Annotated in this window: 14 protein-coding genes; 8 read left to right on the top strand and 6 right to left on the bottom strand. The window is 57.3% G+C overall.

What is annotated here, in order from left to right; translation table 11 throughout:
- Positions 1-6: 6 nt before the first annotated feature.
- From mnmH to LEPTO7104_RS0122205, 3 genes are all read right to left on the bottom strand, one after another.
- Positions 7-1,056, bottom strand: coding sequence for a tRNA 2-selenouridine(34) synthase MnmH (gene mnmH / locus LEPTO7104_RS0122215; RefSeq protein WP_017300794.1), 1,050 nt, complete (start codon positions 1,054-1,056; stop codon positions 7-9).
- 114 nt (positions 1,057-1,170) lie between these two features.
- The gene (locus tag LEPTO7104_RS0122210; RefSeq protein ID WP_017300793.1) at positions 1,171-1,929 is read right to left on the bottom strand and encodes a DUF429 domain-containing protein; all 759 of its coding nucleotides are present in this window, start codon (positions 1,927-1,929) and stop codon (positions 1,171-1,173) included.
- Positions 1,926-2,390: a cupin domain-containing protein gene (locus LEPTO7104_RS0122205; RefSeq protein ID WP_017300792.1), complete on the bottom strand. Its 465-nt coding sequence runs from the start codon at positions 2,388-2,390 to the stop codon at positions 1,926-1,928. The genes LEPTO7104_RS0122210 and LEPTO7104_RS0122205 overlap by 4 nt, the downstream gene beginning before the upstream one ends.
- Positions 2,391-2,458: 68 nt before the next feature.
- On the opposite strand from LEPTO7104_RS0122205, the gene argS reads away from it, so the two are divergent.
- Entirely contained in the window at positions 2,459-4,216 is a 1,758-nt protein-coding gene (gene argS, locus LEPTO7104_RS0122200; RefSeq protein WP_026072974.1) for an arginine--tRNA ligase, read from the top strand.
- A 467-nt stretch (positions 4,217-4,683) separates the two neighbouring features.
- Here argS and LEPTO7104_RS0122190 read toward each other — a convergent pair whose 3' ends face one another.
- Positions 4,684-5,562, bottom strand: coding sequence for an IS982 family transposase (locus tag LEPTO7104_RS0122190; protein WP_017296738.1), 879 nt, complete (start codon positions 5,560-5,562; stop codon positions 4,684-4,686).
- Between the two features lie 261 nt (positions 5,563-5,823).
- On the opposite strand from LEPTO7104_RS0122190, the gene LEPTO7104_RS43715 reads away from it, so the two are divergent.
- The 3 genes from LEPTO7104_RS43715 to LEPTO7104_RS0122180 all read left to right on the top strand — a co-directional run bounded on the left by LEPTO7104_RS43715 (position 5,824) and on the right by LEPTO7104_RS0122180 (position 9,874).
- Positions 5,824-6,423 (top strand): protein kinase domain-containing protein, encoded by a 600-nt coding sequence (locus LEPTO7104_RS43715; RefSeq protein ID WP_083887113.1) that lies wholly within the window; start codon positions 5,824-5,826, stop codon positions 6,421-6,423.
- 394 nt (positions 6,424-6,817) lie between these two features.
- Positions 6,818-9,253: an EAL domain-containing protein gene (locus LEPTO7104_RS34885; protein WP_155523734.1), complete on the top strand. Its 2,436-nt coding sequence runs from the start codon at positions 6,818-6,820 to the stop codon at positions 9,251-9,253.
- A gap of 252 nt (positions 9,254-9,505) precedes the next feature.
- Positions 9,506-9,874 carry a thioredoxin family protein gene (locus tag LEPTO7104_RS0122180; protein WP_026072973.1) on the top strand — a complete coding sequence of 123 codons (369 nt, stop codon included), beginning with the start codon at positions 9,506-9,508 and terminating at the stop codon, positions 9,872-9,874.
- A 2-nt stretch (positions 9,875-9,876) separates the two neighbouring features.
- Here LEPTO7104_RS0122180 and ribD read toward each other — a convergent pair whose 3' ends face one another.
- Positions 9,877-11,043 carry a bifunctional diaminohydroxyphosphoribosylaminopyrimidine deaminase/5-amino-6-(5-phosphoribosylamino)uracil reductase RibD gene (gene ribD, locus LEPTO7104_RS0122175; RefSeq protein ID WP_040697267.1) on the bottom strand — a complete coding sequence of 389 codons (1,167 nt, stop codon included), beginning with the start codon at positions 11,041-11,043 and terminating at the stop codon, positions 9,877-9,879.
- 101 nt (positions 11,044-11,144) lie between these two features.
- Here ribD and LEPTO7104_RS0122170 point away from each other — a divergent pair, with 101 nt between their 5' ends.
- The 3 genes from LEPTO7104_RS0122170 (at position 11,145) to LEPTO7104_RS0122160 (ending at position 14,754) form a co-directional block, all read left to right on the top strand.
- Entirely contained in the window at positions 11,145-12,302 is a 1,158-nt protein-coding gene (locus LEPTO7104_RS0122170) for a DegT/DnrJ/EryC1/StrS family aminotransferase (protein ID WP_017300786.1), read from the top strand.
- Positions 12,303-12,580: 278 nt separating this feature from the next.
- Positions 12,581-14,266 (top strand): ABC1 kinase family protein, encoded by a 1,686-nt coding sequence (locus LEPTO7104_RS0122165; protein ID WP_017300785.1) that lies wholly within the window; start codon positions 12,581-12,583, stop codon positions 14,264-14,266.
- 125 nt (positions 14,267-14,391) lie between these two features.
- Positions 14,392-14,754 (top strand): hypothetical protein, encoded by a 363-nt coding sequence (locus LEPTO7104_RS0122160; RefSeq protein ID WP_026072971.1) that lies wholly within the window; start codon positions 14,392-14,394, stop codon positions 14,752-14,754.
- 44 nt (positions 14,755-14,798) lie between these two features.
- On the opposite strand, the gene LEPTO7104_RS0122155 is transcribed toward LEPTO7104_RS0122160, so the two are convergent.
- Positions 14,799-16,574 carry a two-component system sensor histidine kinase NtrB gene (locus LEPTO7104_RS0122155; RefSeq protein ID WP_017300783.1) on the bottom strand — a complete coding sequence of 592 codons (1,776 nt, stop codon included), beginning with the start codon at positions 16,572-16,574 and terminating at the stop codon, positions 14,799-14,801.
- Between the two features lie 166 nt (positions 16,575-16,740).
- Here LEPTO7104_RS0122155 and LEPTO7104_RS0122150 point away from each other — a divergent pair, with 166 nt between their 5' ends.
- Positions 16,741-18,624, top strand: a complete 1,884-nt coding sequence (locus LEPTO7104_RS0122150) for a DMT family transporter (protein ID WP_083887111.1) — start codon at positions 16,741-16,743, stop codon at positions 18,622-18,624.
- Positions 18,625-18,639: the final 15 nt, after the last annotated feature.

The raw sequence follows: 18,639 nt of genomic DNA, 5'->3' as shown, positions 1-18,639 counted from the left end.
CTAGATTCAGGCCGCCGGGGTGGAGGGGGCAGGCTGAGCACTTAGCTGAGGCTGACGTTTAACCAGGCACCGGGCGCTGGCGGCGGGGGATAGGCCACAGATGTCAACCTGGGGAATAGTCCGGCGACGACGCTCCAGATCGTGGCGGTAGGCGCGATCGTAGTAGTCCAAAATAATCGCGCAGGCGGCGCGCAGGTTGCCAGCCTGGATATGGGCGACGGCCACCTGCGTGCGATCGCCCCCCAGTCGCTTGCGAATTCGCTCGGTCGCCGCCACCAGCTCCTCCGCAGAGGCTTCTCCGTAGATAGCCACCAGCAGATCTAGTCGCTCGTCGAGCGATCGCACCACCTCGATAGCGGGGGCTGCCTCCATCTGCAAAAACAGCTCGTTGGGAATGCGGCAGGTGCCCACCCGGCGGCTTTCCGCCTCCAGCCAGATGGGGCGTTGCCCCGAGAAATTCACCCACTTCTCCGCCAGCAGGTTCTCATAGTGCTCGGTCGAAGGCTGGGGCGGCAGCAGCAGCGCCCCAAAGCTGCTGCCCCGGTGGTTGGCCAGGGCTTCAAGATCCAGTACCGGCTCGCCTAGGGCCGCCAGCTCCTGCAAAATCAGCGTCTTACCGCTGCCCGTCATACCGCCCAAAATCATAATTGGCTTAGGCGTTGCCAGGGTCTCGCGCACCCAGCGGCGGTAGGCCTTGTAGCCGCCCTCCAGGGTGTGTACCGTGAATCCGGCCAGCTCCAAAATCCAGCCCATGCCGCCGCTGCGCATGCCGCCGCGCCAGCAGTGCACCCGCAGGTGACGGTTGGGGGCCAGGGTCTTAGCCGCGCGAATAAACTCACCGCACTTGGGGCCAGCGATGTCAAACCCCAGCTCTACGGCGGCTTCGCGCCCCACCTGTTTGTAGCAGATGCCCACCCGCGATCGCTCTTCGTCGGTAAAAAGCGGCAGGCTCACCGCACCGGGAATGTGCCCGTGGCCGTACTCTCCCGGACTGCGCACGTCGAGAATAGGGCCAGAGCCCTGCAAAAAGCTATCAATATCGACAGAAGTGGGCATTAGAACTACTAGACGGGCAGCGGAAAACGGATGTGTTGAGGCGATCGCGCTGGGTCAGTAATGTCAACGCCGCGATCGCTGGGAGCTACAGCGTGCAAATGCTCACACCATAGTTTAGACATGGGGAGAGCCGAGCGGACCAGGCACGACAATGTAGCCCTCGGCAACGTCGCCCAGCACCCAGTTTCGCTCTGGGCCCCAGGTCCACCAGTGGGCCGCCGCATAGGCACAGGTGAGACTATCGAGCTGGTCTTCTACGGCTTTCATAGCTTTTCCACTGGTGGGAATTTCGGGCAAATCGGATTCCCTCAGCATCAAAGCAGGCTCCAGGGTGGGCAGCACCGAGAGCTGGTACTGGCGCAGCTTGTCGAGTTCGGGGCGGCGCTGGGCCAGAGTCCCTTTTTTGTACTTGAGAATGCGCGTTAGGCCGAACAGATGGACCGTGGCCGGATGGGGAAACACTTCAAGCTGAAAGCGCCCCTGGGGCCGGGCTGGGCTATGGGGCGCATGGGCAAATCCGAGGGATTCAAGCGCCAGACCAAAGGCGATCAGCTTTTCGGCAAAGGGACGGCCCCGATTGGCCGGGTAGCAGCCCGCGTCGTAGCGGCCAAAGTGCTTGTGGGCGAGGCGATCGGGCAGACGCATACCCGTTTCGTTGGGAATCAGGGTGGGTGCGTCTACCGCAACCACCGCGCTGGCAGACCCCTCGGCCCACTGGCCTATCCAGGCTAGAATGTCGCCTGTGGCCTGGAGCCGATCTAGCGCTACCAGAGTGAGCATTTCATTCTCCAAATGCAGGCAGCACAGTCCGGTGGGGCCGCTCTGCCAGCCCAGGTCGACCCCCAGAAAGCGATGGAACGGGGCGTTGCTCATTCCTCTAGATCCACGTACTGCCGCTGTAGCCCCCGGCGGTACAGTCGGGTGTTGACTTTGGGGTAGTCACAGATGTCGAAATCGAGCCGCATGCCCCCCATCAAATACACCAGGTCTTCCGCGAAGGGGTTGCTGAGGTTGTGGGCCAGCCCCCCAGGCACAAAGCCCATAAAGTCGCCGGGGCCAACCTCCACGGTTTCTTCCCCCAGCTCCGCCATTCCCCGCCCTGAGATAATGTAGATAAACTCTTCCTCGGCCTGGTGCACGTGGTACTGGGTAGAGTCGTGGCCCGGCTCTAGCCGCACCAGGTGAATGCCCAGGTGGTGCAATCCGGTCTCGTCCCCCAGCGATTTGCCGTGGCGGATTGCCCTAGGATTGAGGGGGTGAACAAAAACATCTGCGGGCAGAGCGGCGATCGCACTGGCCGTGAGCAGCGGATGGGGCAGGTGGGGACTAGTCATAGGCGGCGGAGAGAATTCGGTAATTTTGGCAGCTATTCGAGAGTCAGAGGGGTTACGGTAAACACACCATGAAGTCTACACTCGCACAACTCACCGCACGGTTTGACCAGGCACTCGTGGCCGCCTTTGGCAACGACCTAGCTGGCACCGACCCCATGCTTGTACCCACCACTAATCCCAAGTTTGGCGACTATCAGGCCAATGTAGCCATGTCGCTAGCCAAACCGCTGAAGCAAAAGCCCCGCGACATCGCTGTCCAAATCGTCGAGCACTTAGACGTTAGCGATCTGTGCGATCCGCCCGAAGTCGCTGGCCCTGGCTTTATCAATCTGCGCCTTAAAACTCAATACTTAGAAGATCAACTCCGGGCGATGCAGGCCGACCCGCGCCTGGGAGTGGCCCCCGCAGAGCAGCCCCAAAAGGTGATCGTCGATTTCTCTGCCCCAAATATCGCCAAAGAGATGCATGTGGGCCACCTGCGATCGACCATCATTGGCGACTCCATTGCCCGCGTGCAAGAGTTTATGGGCCACGACGTGCTGCGCCTCAACCACGTGGGCGACTGGGGCACCCAGTTTGGCATGCTGATTACTCACCTCAAGGAGGCCTGTCCCGAAGCGCTAAAAGTCGGTGGCCAGGTCGATATCGGTGATCTGGTAGCGTTTTATAAAGAGGCCAAAAAGCGCTTTGATACCGACGACGATTTTAAGACCCGCTCCCGCGAGGCCGTCGTCAGCTTGCAGTCGGGGGAACCCACCGCCCACAAAGCCTGGCAAGCCCTGTGCGAGCAATCTCGCCAGGAGTTTCAAAAAATCTACGATCGCCTCGACATCCAAATTCAAGAGCGGGGCGAATCCTTCTACAACCCGCTGCTGGCCGACGTGGTGAAGGATTTGGAGCGGCAGGGGCTTTTGGTCGAAGACCAGGGCGCTAAAGTCGTCTTTGTGGATGGTTTTACCAACAAAGACGGCAACCCTCTGCCGCTGATTATTCAAAAAACCGACGGCGGCTACAACTACGCCACCACCGATCTGGCCGCTATCCGCTACCGCACCCAGCAGGACGGGGCCGAGCGGGTGCTCTACGTGGTCGATGCCGGGCAGGGCAATCACTTTGCCCAGGTGTTTCAGGTAGCGGCCAAGGCGGGCTGGATTCCAGCTGGCGTTGAACTCACCCACGTACCGTTTGGGGTCGTTCAGGGCGAAGACGGCAAAAAATTCAAAACCCGCTCCGGCGAGACGATTCGGCTGAAGGATTTGCTGGATGAAGCGGTCAGCCGCGCTCGCACCGACCTGGAAACCCGCATTCAGGCCGAAGAGCGGCAGGAAACCGAAGAATTTATTCAAAACGTGGCCGAAGCCGTGGGCATTGGCGCTGTTAAGTACGCCGATCTCAGCCAAAACCGCACCAGCAACTACATCTTTAGCTTCGACAAAATGCTGGCCCTCCAGGGCAACACCGCCCCATACATGCTCTACGCCTACGTGCGGGTGCAGGGTATCAGCCGCAGGGGCGAAGTAGACCTCGACCACCTGCCCCCCGAGGCCCGCATTCACCTCGAAGACGACAGCGAGTTTGCCCTGGCCCGCCATCTGCTCCAGCTAGACGAGGTGCTGGGAGAGGTGGTGCAGGAGCTCTACCCCAACCGCCTCTGCCAATACCTGTTTGAGCTGAGCCAAAAGTTCAACCAGTTCTACGATCGCTGCTCCGTCCTTCAGGCCGAAGAACCCCAGCGCACGTCCCGCCTGCTGCTCTGCGACCTGACGGCTAAAACCCTTAAACTAGGCTTAGGGCTACTCGGCATTCGGGTGCTAGAGCGCATGTAAGCCTGCCCTTTTTCCCCAGTTTAGCCTATGCCAAATCTAGAGAGGGCAATCCGCATCGTCCCTGTTTTTTTGGCAATGATAAACTTTTCAAAAAGATAAATGCGCAGACGAAAAAGAGCTGTAGGGTCGTCTTTAGACCGCGTTTTGTCAGGCTCAGTATGGGTATACACATCCCAGGCGACATTGTTGAAGCACGCTATAGAATTACAGCTGCCTTATGTGAGCCAAATTGTAGTAACACCTACATTGCTGAAGATTTTGCTGACGGTAAGTTCGTCGCTATTAAAGCTATTTCCCTCAAGCATCTGGCTGACTGGAAGGACTTAGAACTGCTGGAGCGGCAGGCCAAGGTCCTGGCTGGGCTCGACCACCCGGCCATACCCAGGTATCTTGACTAATTTTTATGTCGATACCCACCGCGATCGCGCATTTTACCTGGTTCAAAAATTAATTAACCTGAGTTCGGGTTAAGCCGATGGAGGAAGAGCGAAGTCAAGATTGAGGGAAGGCTTCTTGGGCTGATGGCAGTAGGCAATCAAGCCACAGATGACATTGACCATGAAGTTGGTAGGGCTGCGATGCCTGGAATGCTCAATCTGGGAGATGTTCTTGAGCTGGTCAATGACGGTTTCGACAATGGCGCGCTTGCGGGCCAGTAACTTGTCGGTGAGCCGCATCAAGTGGTTTGTCATGTTGCGCCTGGGTTTGGCAAAGAACTCGATGCCACAGGTCTCAAAGAGGCGTTCTGCCAGTGCTTTGGAGACATAGCCCCGGTCAGCAAAGACCTTGCCATAGAGGCCTTGAAGCAAGTCACAGGCGGGCTTGCGGTCGTCGGTATTGCCCGGCGTGATTTGGATGTTGAGCAACTCCCCTTGGTCATTAACCACCAGGTGGAGCTTGAAGCCAAAGAACCAGTCAACTGAGGTTTTGCCCCGAGCCGCCAGGCCGCGAAACACCTTGTGGCGTCGAATCCGACGGTTGTGGCACACCTTGAGGCTGCTGCTATCGATAAAGCTGATGCCGCTACAAGCGCCAAAACAGTGCTTCAGGTACACGCATAAGGGCAGCAGAGCCGACGGCATCCACTCCACAAAGCGGTGATAGCTGACCAGGCCAGGAAAGGCCTCTCGCCAGTGCACGCAGACATGCTTGTTGTAGAACGCCTTGAAGTTGCGATAGTGCTGCTGGTGGAAGCACACCAAGATTGTCATCACCTCGCTTAAGCTCAGCGATCGCTGGCGCTGACGGTGTTGAACGCCTTCACCCAGCAGCATCTGGTGCCATTTCGGCTCGAACTGACAGCAGAAATCATCAATGTGGCAAAACAGCTCTTCTAGACTATCCATAGGGGGGCCTGCTGAATCATTTACGTGATATCAGCTTACAGAGCCCCTCCTTTCCTTATCCCGAACTCAGGTTAATTAGGGGCGACTCTCTGGCCAGTCTAGTTGAGCATGGCTGGCACACCGATGAAGCTGGGCTAAAGAATATTGCGCATCAGGTGCTTAGCATTCTCATATCAAGTCCGGCTAATGAACCCAAGAATTGTAGGCCACTAACCCTTGCTTCTTCTAAGGCCATAGTGCGGTCGATTAAGCGGACTTGATATCAGCTACCTACAGCGGCAGAGTCCTCCGATTATTCACCGAGACATTCAGCCGCAAAATCTACTGCGATCGCGAAACGGCAAAATTTTTCTGGTTGACTTTGGCTCTGTCAATACCAATCGGTCTGCCGCTCAATCTATCGACAGCACCTTTGTGGGAGCCTACGGCTACGCTCCCTTAGAGCAGCTTTACGGCAAAGCTTGCCTGAACTCAGACTTGTATGGCTTGGGCGCAACGCTGCTTTTTTTGATTACCGGCAACAGCCCAGAGCCCTGCCTGACTGGCACACCCAAACTCAACTTAAAAGGCCATCCTCAGCTTTCGAACCACTGGATTAAATGGCTCGAAAAGATGCTGGAGCCATCTTCAAACGCCCGTTTTCACTCTGCTTCAGAGGCTATGACGGCTCTACAAAACCAGCCGACTTCTGAGGCACAGCCCAATCCTAGGCCAGCTTCGACATCCAGCTCAGGCTCCAAAGTTTCAGACCCACACAGCCCCATGGCTCGAACCAATCGTCTTCAAAGGCTGCTAAGACCGCGACCGGCCAACAGTCGCGTCATTATCAGCCATACCGATACGGGCTGGGTTGAGGCATGAAACCCAACGTCCCCAGGGGTTATGCTATCGCTAACCCACTCTGAACTTGAATTGGTCCACTCACTTAGAGCTCAGCCACTGCCCCAGTGGAGCCAACTTGAATCAATTTGAGTCAATAAGAAAGCTATCACCCTGGCAAAACCATTTCCCGCCTGGGCATGCTTAACAACAGTCCTATGCCCTAGCCGATGCTCTAGGGATAGGACCCTGGGTGAGCTACCTGAGACATGTTCCGTCGTTTAGTTTCTTGTCTTTCAAAGGCCCAGCAATTGTGAAAGCGACGATTACTAGGATAAACCACCGGCTGCGCTACAGTGTGGTGCCCAAGGTGCTCCACTGGTGGGGACTCCCCCCCCTGCCCACTGGGGGGAAAATAGTGCTGTTAGCCAGTGTTTTGGCAAGCGTTCTGGTCACCGGAGTCAAGGCGCTGAACGTTCTGGAACCAGCGGAACTGTATTTATTTGATCAGCTAGTGCGGTGGTCAAAGCCCGGTCCTGGGGAGCGATCGCTCGACCCTCGCATGACTATTGTGGGCATCACTGAAGCCGACATTCGCCAGTATGGCTGGCCCCTTAGCGACCAGTTACTAGCCCAGGTTATTCAAAACCTCCAGGTCCACAATCCTAAAGTTGTCGGCTTAGATCTCTACCGCAGTACGTCTCGTCCGCCAGGGTCTGATGACTTAACTAAGGCCCTGGCGGCTTCAAACCTCATTGCCATTATGAACGTGGGGGCTACCCAGGGACAGGGCGAAGTCCCTCCCCCTCCGGGCGTTGGACCAGAACGGGTCGGATTCAACGATTTTCCCACCGACTCCGATGGGGTAATTCGCCGCAACTTAATCTATGTGCGCAGCCCAGATGGCGGCTACTATTCCTTCGCTCTGCGAACCGTTATGGCCTACCAAGGCTATACCCCCGAATCCTTAAAAGCCCAAGAAGATCACTTGTTTCTGGGCGATCGCGCCATTCGCATACTCTCCTCCCAGGACGGCGGTTATCAGAACGTGGACAGTCGCGGCTATCAGATTTTGCTGCACTATCACACCGACCAAATGCCAGCTCGACATCTATCTATTAGCCAGGTGCTCAGCAATCAGTTCGATCCTAGCTGGATCAGCGGCAACATTGTTCTGATTGGCACCACGGCCGCCAGCCTCAAGGATCGCTTTTACACGCCCTTCAGCTTCAATCAAGATAGTGAGCTGACTATGCCCGGCGTGGTCATCCATGGGCAAATGATTCGACAATTGCTGGATATTGTCACAGGCCAATCGGCTCAGTATAGGTTTCTAAGCCCTTGGGCCGAGGGACTATGGCTATGGGGGTGGTGTCTGGCGGCAGGTACCCTTGTCTGGGTTGTTAAGCGCCCCAGTGGTCTTCTGCTGTCTAACAGCTTGCTGATGGCAGGGCTAGGGCTAGGGGGCTGGTTAGCCATCAAAGAACTGGTGTGGTTTCCCCTGGCAGAACCTGCTATCGGTATGGTGGCCGTCATAGCCGCAGTCCTGGCCTACAAGCTCCTGTATCGCACTACCCACGACTCCCTCACCGGCTTGCCCAACCGCGAAGCTTTCATCGGCACTATCCAGCACGCTCTCCACTACCGCCAAAGCACCGATCAGCCCGTGATTGTAGCTTTCATGGGGATTGATCGATTCAAGATCATCAACGAAAGTTTGGGGCATCAGGTGGGAGATGAGGTGCTATGCCTGATCGCCCAGCGGCTGGTGCAGCACATACCAGCCGAAGCTAAGGTGGCTCGGGTGGGAGGCGACGAATTTGCGCTGCTGCTTGCCCACCTATCCAGCACTGCCGCTGGTGAGCTGATGGATCGGCTACAGTATGCCCTTTCAGAACCTCTCACCCTGCATGGACAGAAACTGCCCAGCACGCTCAGTATTGGGATGGCTATTAGCCAGCCTGGCCTAGATCATAAACCGGCCGATCTACTGCGCGATGCCCACACCGCCATGTATCGGGCTAAGGCATTGGGTAAGTCACGCTTTGAGGTGTTTGCGGCTGGCATGCTGACGGAGGCTGTCAACCGCCTTCAGCTCGAAAGCGACCTGATTAGCGCCCTCGACAATCAGGAGTTCTTACTGTACTACCAACCTATCGTTAATCTCGAAACCGGAGAACTGGCGGGTTTTGAGGCTCTCGTGCGGTGGCACCAAAAAGATCGAGGATTTGTGCTGCCCAGCGCATTCATCCCAGCGGCGGAAGAAACTGGATTGATTATGGCCCTGGGACAGTGGATTTTCCGAGAGGCCTGTCGGCAGCTGCGCCATTGGCACATTTTATTTCCCCACTATCGCCACCTGACAATGAGCATAAATTTGTCTAATCGGCAGTTTGGTCAAGCTGATCTGGTTAGCCAGATTGAGGCTGCTCTGCGGGAAACCCAGGTCGACGGCAGCTGCGTGCGTCTAGAAATTACCGAAAGTATGGTGATGGGCGATGTGGATGCCGCAATTGACCTAATGCTGAAGCTGAAATCCCTGGATTTAAAGCTGGCTATCGATGACTTTGGCACGGGCTACTCTTCTCTCAGCTATTTACATCGATTTCCTATGGACACCCTCAAGGTGGACAAATCCTTTGTGGGCCGCCTAGAGAAGAGTAACGAAGACCGAGCGATTATCAACACTATATTGACCCTGGGGCAGAAACTGGGCATGGAAGTTGTAGCGGAGGGCGTAGAAACTGCTACCCAGGTAGCTATCCTCCGTCAGGAGGGATGCAACTATGGGCAGGGCTATTTCTTTGCCAAACCTTTGCCCGCTGCCAATGCTCTTGACCTGCTCCATCAGCCCCGGCTCTTGGGATGCTAGAGGTTAAGCTAGCCTAAGGCGTCGCCTACCTATCTCTCTACCGATATATTTAGATGTCTAGCCCACGGCTAAGGCAAAGCGTGCTGTGTTACGGATCTAGTACAATCCCCTATCCTGGCCGTTAACTTCCATTCTCAACTGGTCTACAATGATCCCAATGTCAAACGCCTATTTTTGGACTCCCTCCAGACGTGTGGCATGATATATCCCCTCAACCTAGATGGTCAGTTAAGCTCTTTTTTTTTATAGTCGATGTCAATGTCTGTTGGCGAAGCTACGTTCAGAACAACTGTACTTGAGTCTGAACTACCTGTACTAGTCCACTTTTGGGCTCCTTGGTGTGGGCTCTGTAAGCTCATTGTTCCGGTATTACAAAGTTTTTATGGTGAGTGGGAGGGGCAAGTGCAGTTGGTTGATATCAATGCCGATGAGAATCTGAGGCTAGCAAATACTTACCGACTCTCCAGCTTGCCGACTCTTTTGCTGTTCGATCGCGGTGAGGTGTGTCAAAGGGTTGAGTCGTTTCGCGGTAAAGATGACCTGCGGCTGACGCTGGAAGCTTTTATGCGCGATCGCGAACTAACCTACGATATTCCTCGGCTGGTGCGCATTTATCCCTAAACCTATCCCTGGGATGGGTTTGGGCGGCTGAGGTATCCCTCCAGCAGCAAATCATTGCCCAAAACCCGCCAGGTGGCGTGCTCCAAAACTAGGGCCTGCCCCATGTGCCGAATGCCTAGTTCGCCGACTGGGCCAGGAGATGCCTTGCCGCCAACCAGCTTAGGGGCCACAAATGCCCACAGCTTGTCGATTACACCATCTTTAATGGCTTCGGCGGCTAGCTGTCCTCCACATTCCCAAAGCACAGCCGCACAGCCCCGCTGGTACAGCTGGCTGGTCACCCAGTGGGGAGTCAAGGCGGGCAGCACTATCACCTCTACCCCCTGGGCCAGCAGCAGCTGTTTTTGAGTTGCATCGGCCTCGGGACCTGTAAATACTACTGTTGGAGCCTCTTTGGTGTTCCAGAGGTTGGCCTCGGAAGGGAGGTTGAGACTGCGGCTCATGATCACCCGAAGCGGATTGTGAGGGCTATGGCCATGGCTGGTTAGCCGCGGGTTGTCGTGGCGCACCGTATTGCCGCCAACCACCACCGCGTCGCAGGTGGCTCGCAGCTGATGAACAGCCGCTCGGGCGGTCGGCCCTGTGACCCAAGTGCTGTGGCCACCGGTAGCGGCTATTTTGCCATCTAGGGTCATGGCATACTTCAGCAGCCCCAGGGGGCGTTGGTGGGTAACCCGCTGCACAAAGGCCTCGTTCAGGCGCTGGCAGGCGGCTTCCTCAACCCCAACGGTGACCTCAATGTTGGCCTGGCGCAGGCGCTGAATGCCCCTGCCCGACACTCTGGGATCGGGATCAACCATGCCCACGATCACTCGACTGACGCCGGCTTGGATCACGGCCTCGGTGCAGGGAGGGGTGCGCCCTGTGTGGTTACAGGGTTCTAGATTGACATAGAGGGTTGCCCCTTTTGCCCTGGCGCCAGCCTGGGCGAGGGCAAAAACTTCGGCATGGGGCTGCCCGGCCCCTGGGTGAAAGCCTTCCCCGACTACTACATTGGCGTTGAGCACAACGCAGCCCACCATCGGATTGGGGGCAGTTTGGCCAGCGGCCAGGCTAGCTAGCTCCAAACAGCGGCGTATCCACCGAGCCTGCTCATCTTTGGGAGATGAGGCGTCAAAGGGTAGGGGGGGCAGGTCAATCAAGCAAATCTCCTCGGCCGTTGAGGCCATAGATGGGGCGGTGGGTTGACCCATCCCAGGGATTGCCGCTGACCCCGGTGCAGCCATGGGTTGAGGTAAACTAGGCCTATCCACTAGGTGAGTGTGAGCGAGTGAGTGTAATTCCTCCTATTGATCTTACGGAGCAGTTTCGAGCAATTCAATCTGATGTAAACGCCGCCGTCGCTGAGGTGTTGGCCTCTGGTCAGTATATTAATGGGCCTGCTGTGGCGACGTTTGCCCAGGCGTTTGGTAACTACGTGGGCAGCGAGCACTGCATTGTGTGTAATTCTGGCACCGATGCCCTGTATCTGGCTCTGCGAGCTTTAAATATCGGGCCTGGAGATGAGGTGATCACCTCGCCCTTTACATTTATTGCTACGGCAGAGGCGATTAGCGCCGCCGGGGCAACGCCGGTATTTGTAGATATCGATCCCGATACGTTTAATTTAGATGTTGCCAAGCTTGAGGCGGCGATCGGCGATCGCACCCGAGCCATTATGCCTGTGCATCTGTTTGGTCGCCCGGTGGATATGGGGCCGGTGATGGACCTAGCGGCTCGCTATGACCTCACGGTCATTGAGGACTGCGCCCAGGCCACCGGAGCCAAGTGGATGGAGCAGCAGGTAGGGCGGATTGGGACGATCGGCTGTTTTAGCTTTTTCCCCACCAAAAATCTGGGAGGCTGTGGGGATGGCGGTGCTTTGACCACCAACGACGACTCCCTGGCCGCCACCGCTCGCATGCTGCAAGAGCACGGCAGTCGGATCAAATATCACCATGAAGCCATTGGCATAAACAGCCGTCTAGACTCGGTACAGGCGGCTATTTTGGCTATTAAGCTGCGACATCTGGACACCTGGAACCAGCAGCGGGAGCAGGTCGCTGAGCGCTATCACCGCCTCCTGGCCCCGGTGAATGAGGTAATACGCCCACTACCTGTGACCTTTGGCCGCTCAGTCTGGAATCAGTACACCCTCAGGCTGCCCCAGGCCACCGCTGACAACCAGGAGCGCAATCAGGTCCAGCAACTCATGCGTGAAGCAGGGGTGGTCTGCATGGTCTACTATCCTTTGCCTCTGCATCTACAGCCTGTCTACCGCCATTTGGGTTATCAGCCCGGCGATCTGCCCCAGACCGAGGCCGTAGCCCATCAGGTCCTATCGCTGCCCATGTTTCCAGAATTGGGAGAAGCTGCTCAGCTCCAGGTAGTACAGACGCTGAAAAATGCCTTAACCCAAGTGGGCTTAAAGGCTGCTCAATACTGCTAACCCAAAAGCTTGGGGGCATTGGGTCGGGCCATCAGACGCTGAGTAAGAGATTTGGTTCTGTTTCTCTGTCTTAGCCAGATTGGCCATCCAGATTGTTTGTAGTTTTGTATACTCTATTTAAGGTAGATTAAACCGTTTAGGGGTTCGATCGCCGCTTGCCGCCACACAGTCTTGGCCGGTTGTTGGCAGCCATTGGCTAGCGATAGCTCTACCGACGAGGGCAGCACCGCACAGTGACGTAGGGGGCAGTTGACGCAGTGGCACCAATAGATCCAGCTTTGTTAGGTACCTATGATGCAGCGGCGATCGCCCGTTACTTTCGCTGGCGGCTAGGCACCCTAGGCTGGCGGGTTTTTCAAATTTTGTGGTGGCTGGGCACCTTTGTCCTCGGCCTTCAGATGGATCGGTGGCTAGGGCAAGAGGCCCAGAATCGTCCCCGCCGGGCGGCCCAGCTGCGCCAGGTGCTAACTAACCTAGGCCCCACATTTATCAAAGTAGGCCAGGCGCTTTCAACTCGGCCCGACCTCGTGCGGCAGGATTTTCTCGATGAGCTGACCAAGCTCCAGGACCAGCTGCCGCCCTTCCCCACCGCCGAAGCCATGGCGATTATTGAGGCGGAACTCGACTACAGCCCAAAGGAAATTTTTAGTACTCTATCGCCGTTGCCGGTGGCGGCAGCCAGCCTCGGACAGGTGTATCGGGGGCAGTTGTTCTCCGGTGAGGAGGTAGCGGTCAAGGTGCAGCGGCCAAACCTGCGCCCGGTCCTCTGCCGCGACCTCTATCTAATGCGCTGGGCTGCGGGCTGGCTGGGTATATTTTTACCCCTGAACCTGGGGCACGACCTCACCCTGATTGTGGATGAGTTTGGCACCAAGCTATTTGAGGAAATCGACTATTTAAACGAAGGCCGCAATGCCGAGCGGTTCGCCGCCAACTTCAAAGACGACGCCACCGTTAAGGTACCAGTCATTTACTGGCCCTACTGTAGTCAGCGGGTGCTCACCCTGGAGTGGATTCACGGCTGTAAACTCACCGATATGGCCGCCCTTCAAAAAGACAATCTCGATCCCGATCGCCTGATCGAGATTGGTGTGACCGCCGGACTGCGGCAGTTGCTGGAGTTTGGCTTTTTCCATGCTGACCCCCACCCAGGCAACCTGTTTGCCCTAGCCGATGGCCGCATGGCCTACATCGACTTTGGCATGATGGATCAGCTTGACCAAACCACCAAGGAAACCTTAGTCGATGCGGTAGTTCACCTGATCAACCAGGACTTTGACAGCCTGGGGCTAGACTTTGTCAAGCTGGGCTTTTTGACCCCTGATACGGATCTCGGCCCCATTATACCGGCCCTCAATCGGGTGCTGGGCAATGCTCTGGGGGCCAGGGTCGGTGACTTTAATTTCAAAACCATCACCGATCAGTTTTCAGAACTGATGTATGAGTATCCGTTTCGAGTACCGGCTAAGTTTGCCCTGATTATTCGCTCCCTGGTGACCCAGGAGGGGCTGGCGCTGAGCCTCAATCCCGATTTCAAGATTGTTAACGTCGCCTATCCCTACGTGGCCCGCCGTCTGCTGATAGGCGAAACCCCGGCCCTCCGGCAGCGCCTGCTTGAGGTGCTGTTTCAGAACGGACAGCTACAGTGGAATCGGTTGGAGAATATGCTGGCGATCGCGCGCGGCGATACGGGGTTTGACCTGCTGCCAACCGCTGGCATTGGCATTCGCTATTTGATGTCTGAGGAAGGTGCACACCTCCGTCAAATGATTGTGCTGGCCCTGACCGAGGACGATCGCCTCCATACCCAAGAGGTGCAGCGCCTGTGGGCTCTGGTGAAGGATGAGATTACCTTCGATCGGGTGTGGGGGGTCGCCTGGGGGGCATTGGCCAGCTATTCTCTGGAGCAGGCTGAGCAGCTGGTGCCGGCGGTGGGCGGCTTGCGTCAGGTGCTGCGATCTTAGGGTTGAGCCAAGGGGGTGGGGCAGGGGTAGGTTTTTCGCCTCCCTAGCTGTCGGCAGCTATCGGCCAGGGGGCCGCTCTCCTCTATAATCAGGGGAGTAAATTATTGTTTCGTTTTCCTAAGCCTGTGTATCCACAACCGCCCTACGTTTTGCTTTTGGCTGGCTTTTTAGCTGCGGTAACGTCAGGCTATGCCTTTAGCACCGCACTGCAACAGTCTGTCAGCGAATGGAACAGCAAACGCTCGACCCGTATTTTGGCAACCCTGCGGGGCCCTCAGCTACAGGTTCCTTTTTTGGGCATCTGTGCGGGCGTATGCGTGTTTTTGGCCTCTGGAATTGAGCTGTTTGGCTTTTCAGCCAAGGCAGCCTACGCCATGGGCATACCCATGACCGTGCTGAGCGGTTGGCTGATCTGGTCGCAGCTCGGCAAGATTTTGTTGATGATTGAAGAGGGCGGCTCTAAAGCGCTCGATCTAGACGCTTTTTAACCACCACACCCCTATTCCGCCTCAGTGCGCCTGTGCCCCGCTTGTCAGTCAGGGCTGAGTAGGGGTAGTTTCACCATGACTTCCGTTCCAGCGGCGGCGGTGGAGGTAATGATCAATTGGCCCTGGTGCGCTTCTACAATCCGGTTGGTGATAGCGAGCCCCAGCCCGTTGCCGGTGGATTTGGTGGTAAAGAAGGGCTGAGTAAGCTTGGGCAGCACCTCAGGATCAATCGGTTCGCCGCTGTTGTGGATGCTGACGATGACGCTGCCAGCGGCGGGCGGCCTCACTCTCCAGGTGATTACCCCTGCTACGGGGCTGGCCTCACGGGCGTTGGCCAGAAGGTTGATGAAAACCTGCTTGAGCTTGTCGCGATCGCCCTGCACGGTGACAGAGTAGGGCAGCGTTTCTACCCTCAGGGGCGGCGGCTCGCCGGAGCCCTGTTCTGATTCCTGCCATAGGGTAGCGGCCAGATGCTTGATTAACCCATTGATTTCAATGGCTTCTGGTTCCAGCGCCGGGTCGCGGGAGTAGAGCAGAATACCGTTGAGCAGCTTTTGCAATCTCTCGGACTCTTCGAGGGCAAGGCTGAGGCGGGTTTGAAAGCGCTCGGGAAGCTCCAGGGACCGAAAGGCGTTGAGCCCCAGCAGCACCGTGGTCAGCGGGCTGCGCACTTCGTGGACAATCATGGCGGCCAGCTCGCCAATTTCGGCCAGGCGAGCTTGGGCCGCTTCGGAGGCTTTGCGATCGCGCAGGTCGCGGGCCAGGGCAAGCCCGTAGCGCTCCCCACCCAGATCGAGCAGCCCCAGCCGCACCTCCACCGGAAAGCCCGTGCCATCTTTGCGCTGGTGCCAGCCCTCCTGGGTGTAGGGCATCCCAGGCCTCAGCTGGGGCCAAATGGCCTCAAAGTCAGCCTGACTGTGGGTGGTTTGAATGTCGGCGACGGACAGACGCAGCAGCTCATCGCGGCTGTAGCCCAGGCTGTCGCAGGCATTTTGATTGACATCTCTAATTCGGCCGGTGGCGTCGACGACAAAAAAAGCGTCCACCGCCTGCTCGACCAGGGTGCGAAAGCGTGTTTCGCTCTGCTTGCGGGTGGCCACAGCGGCGGTAATCTGGCCAAACATTTGCTCAAAGGCCGCAATCACATCGCCCAGCTCGTCGGCTCGGGCGTAGGGCAGCGAGGCAAAGGTCAGAGTTTGGGTGTCGGAGTCATTGCCGATGGCCTGCCCTGCGGTGATTAAATCCTGCCGCAGCAGCATAATGGGCTTAATCAGCAGCTGCCGCAGTACCACCAGCGTGGCCCCGGTGACAAACACCGAAATAATTACCACCAGTCCGGCAATGCGACCGATAAACGCAAAGAACTCCCGCTGCACCCCGGTGGCATCGTGGCGCACAATCAGCACGTAGCGATCGCGCAGGGGGGGCATATCCCAGGGGGCGTCGTAGCGCTGCTGGAGTCGATAGTAGCGATCGGGGGTCCAGCCGCGCTCGCTTTCTTTTAGGGTGAGCTGGGGAGCTTCGCCAAAGGTGCCAACCTGGGTACCGTCTAGGTCATAGATGGCGCCCCCCAAAATGACCTGGTTAGTTTGCAGGCCCTTGAGGTAGTCGATCAGCATGGCGTCCTTCAGGTTGGCCAGGGTAGTCGCATCGAGCCGTCCCAGCGCCTGGGCCGTAGACAGCGATCGGAGGTAGTTCAAAAGTTCGCGCTCCCGCCGCATGACCGAAGGCACTAAGATCACGGCTTCGATTACAACAATGCTTAAAAAGACCCAGTAGGCAATGCGTTTAGAAAGCCTTGCACTTAAAAACTCGCCCATAGTATTTAACTTCGGACCTGGCCAACCCATCTTAAATGTGGCTCTACTAGAGATCTTTTTGGATTTTTTGAGCACAATACTAGCATTCGCAACAATGCAGACTGTGATTCGCCAGTGATGCGCTAACTGCCGTATTCGATGATCGCACCCTGAGAGACAGATACCCATGGGGCCCTCTGACCATCTACCTGATTCCTCGACTCCCCAGCCTGATCCACCGTCGGCTGAGGCTGTTTTGCAGGTTCTAGGCCACGACCTAGAGGCACTGCGCCTCCAGGTTTCAGGCTACCTGACCGACGATATTGCCCATCTTCAGGCCAAAAAGCAGCAGCTTATGGCCGACATTGAGGCCCTAGAGGGGGACTACGAAGCACTCCAGAGCCAGCATCGGCAGCTCCAAACCACGCACGCAGAAGGTCTCTCCCAGCAGCAGCTTGCCCAGCAGCAGGCCTGGGCCAAGCGCCTAGCCATAGCCCTGGCTACCCATCTGCAAGGCCGCCTAGAGGCTGCCCTGGCCACGGCTCATCCCAGCGCCCTTCAGGCGTCAACCTCCTATGCAGAGGCCATCTCCCCTCTGACCACCGCCAGCCAGGGGTTGGCCGCCCTAGATGCGACCCTCCAGAGCACCCTGACCTCACTACAGCAGGATCTGACGAGCTACCACAGCAACCTCTCCCAGCAAATCAATCGCATGCAGACCGTAGAGCAGCAGGGGGAGGCCATTTTAGAAGCCCTTGTCGCTCGCCTCAGCCAGCAGCTACAGGGGCAGATGGTGCCGCCGCCAGCAATCCGCAATGGCCACGCGCCTGCCGGCGGCGGTACTCTGTCGGGGCCAGCACTGCCGCCCAGAACCTACCGTGGTCCCCTGCCTCAGCCAGGTCCAGAGATAGCCGAGGCCTACCGAAATCCAGCGCCGCCACCCGCGCCTCTCTATCCCCCGGCGCCCCAGCCTCGTCCCCAACCGCAGACCGGCGTCCCTGGAGCCACCGAGGCGGGCAGCGCCCCAACCCAGGCCCAGCTACAGACGGGGCTGCTAATGGTGGTGCTCTCTACCCTGGCGCTATCGCTGCACAATGTAGTCGTAGGCGTCATTGGCTACGGCGGGCAAATCCTGGGGCGAATTCCCGTGGAGGGGATACTGCCCCTGACCATTCCCAGCTCGCTGCTGCTGCTGTGGCTGCGCATGGTGGTGGTAGTACCTCTGCTAGCGCTGGTGGCCCCTCGCCTTTATCCCCGCGTGGGGAGCGATCTGCGGCAGCTGTTCCAAAATGCCGACAAGCGTCCTTTGGTTCAGGTGGTGGCCAGCGGTGGCTTTTTGTTTTTATCCCAGGTGCTGATCTATAAGGCCATTGCCGATGTAGGACCGGGGGTAGCCGTGACGCTGCTGTTTATGTATCCCCTAATCACGGTGCCCTTGGCCTGGTTTTTGTTTGGCGATCGCCCCACTCCCCTGCGACTGGTGGTGATGTTTGCGATTAGCATGGGCATTGTGTTTACCGCCCTGCCTCGGATCTATAACGATCTGGCTGGCAGCGAGGTGTCGCTGTGGGGGGTAGGGGCTGCGCTGTTGGCCAGTGTTGCCTTCGCGCTGTTTTTAATCGCTATGCAGCTGAGCTTTAAGCGGCTTCACCCGGTATCGGTGAGCCTGCTACAGTTCTCGACCATTTTCATTCTCACGAGCCTGATTCTGATCGTGGGCTCGTTCTTTGGGCTTGACCCCGGTGCGCCCACCAGTTCTCTGGGGCTTTACATTGGAGCTGGGCTGCTGGGGCTGCTGACCCTGCTGGGGTATTTATTCAACAACTACGGCGTTAAGCTGCTGGGGGCTTCGCAGGCGTCGATTGTGGCCGCCAGCGGGCCAGTGGTGACCGCCATTCTGGCCTATATCCTCACCCCCGGCGAAAAGTCAGCTCTGCTGTTTATTCAGTGGATGGGGGTCATTCTGGTTACCCTGGGGGTAATTTCGCTCAGCCTAGAGCGCTTGGCCAGCCAGCGGCGCCAGGCCAAACGGCGCAGCGCCGTACCCGCTAACACCGGGCAATGGCATTGAGCTGCGGTACCAAAC

It is taken from the genome of Nodosilinea nodulosa PCC 7104, assembly GCF_000309385.1.
Taxonomy (GTDB): Bacteria; Cyanobacteriota; Cyanobacteriia; order Phormidesmidales; family Phormidesmidaceae; genus Nodosilinea; species Nodosilinea nodulosa.
This window is presented reverse-complemented; position numbering and strand designations above follow the sequence as displayed.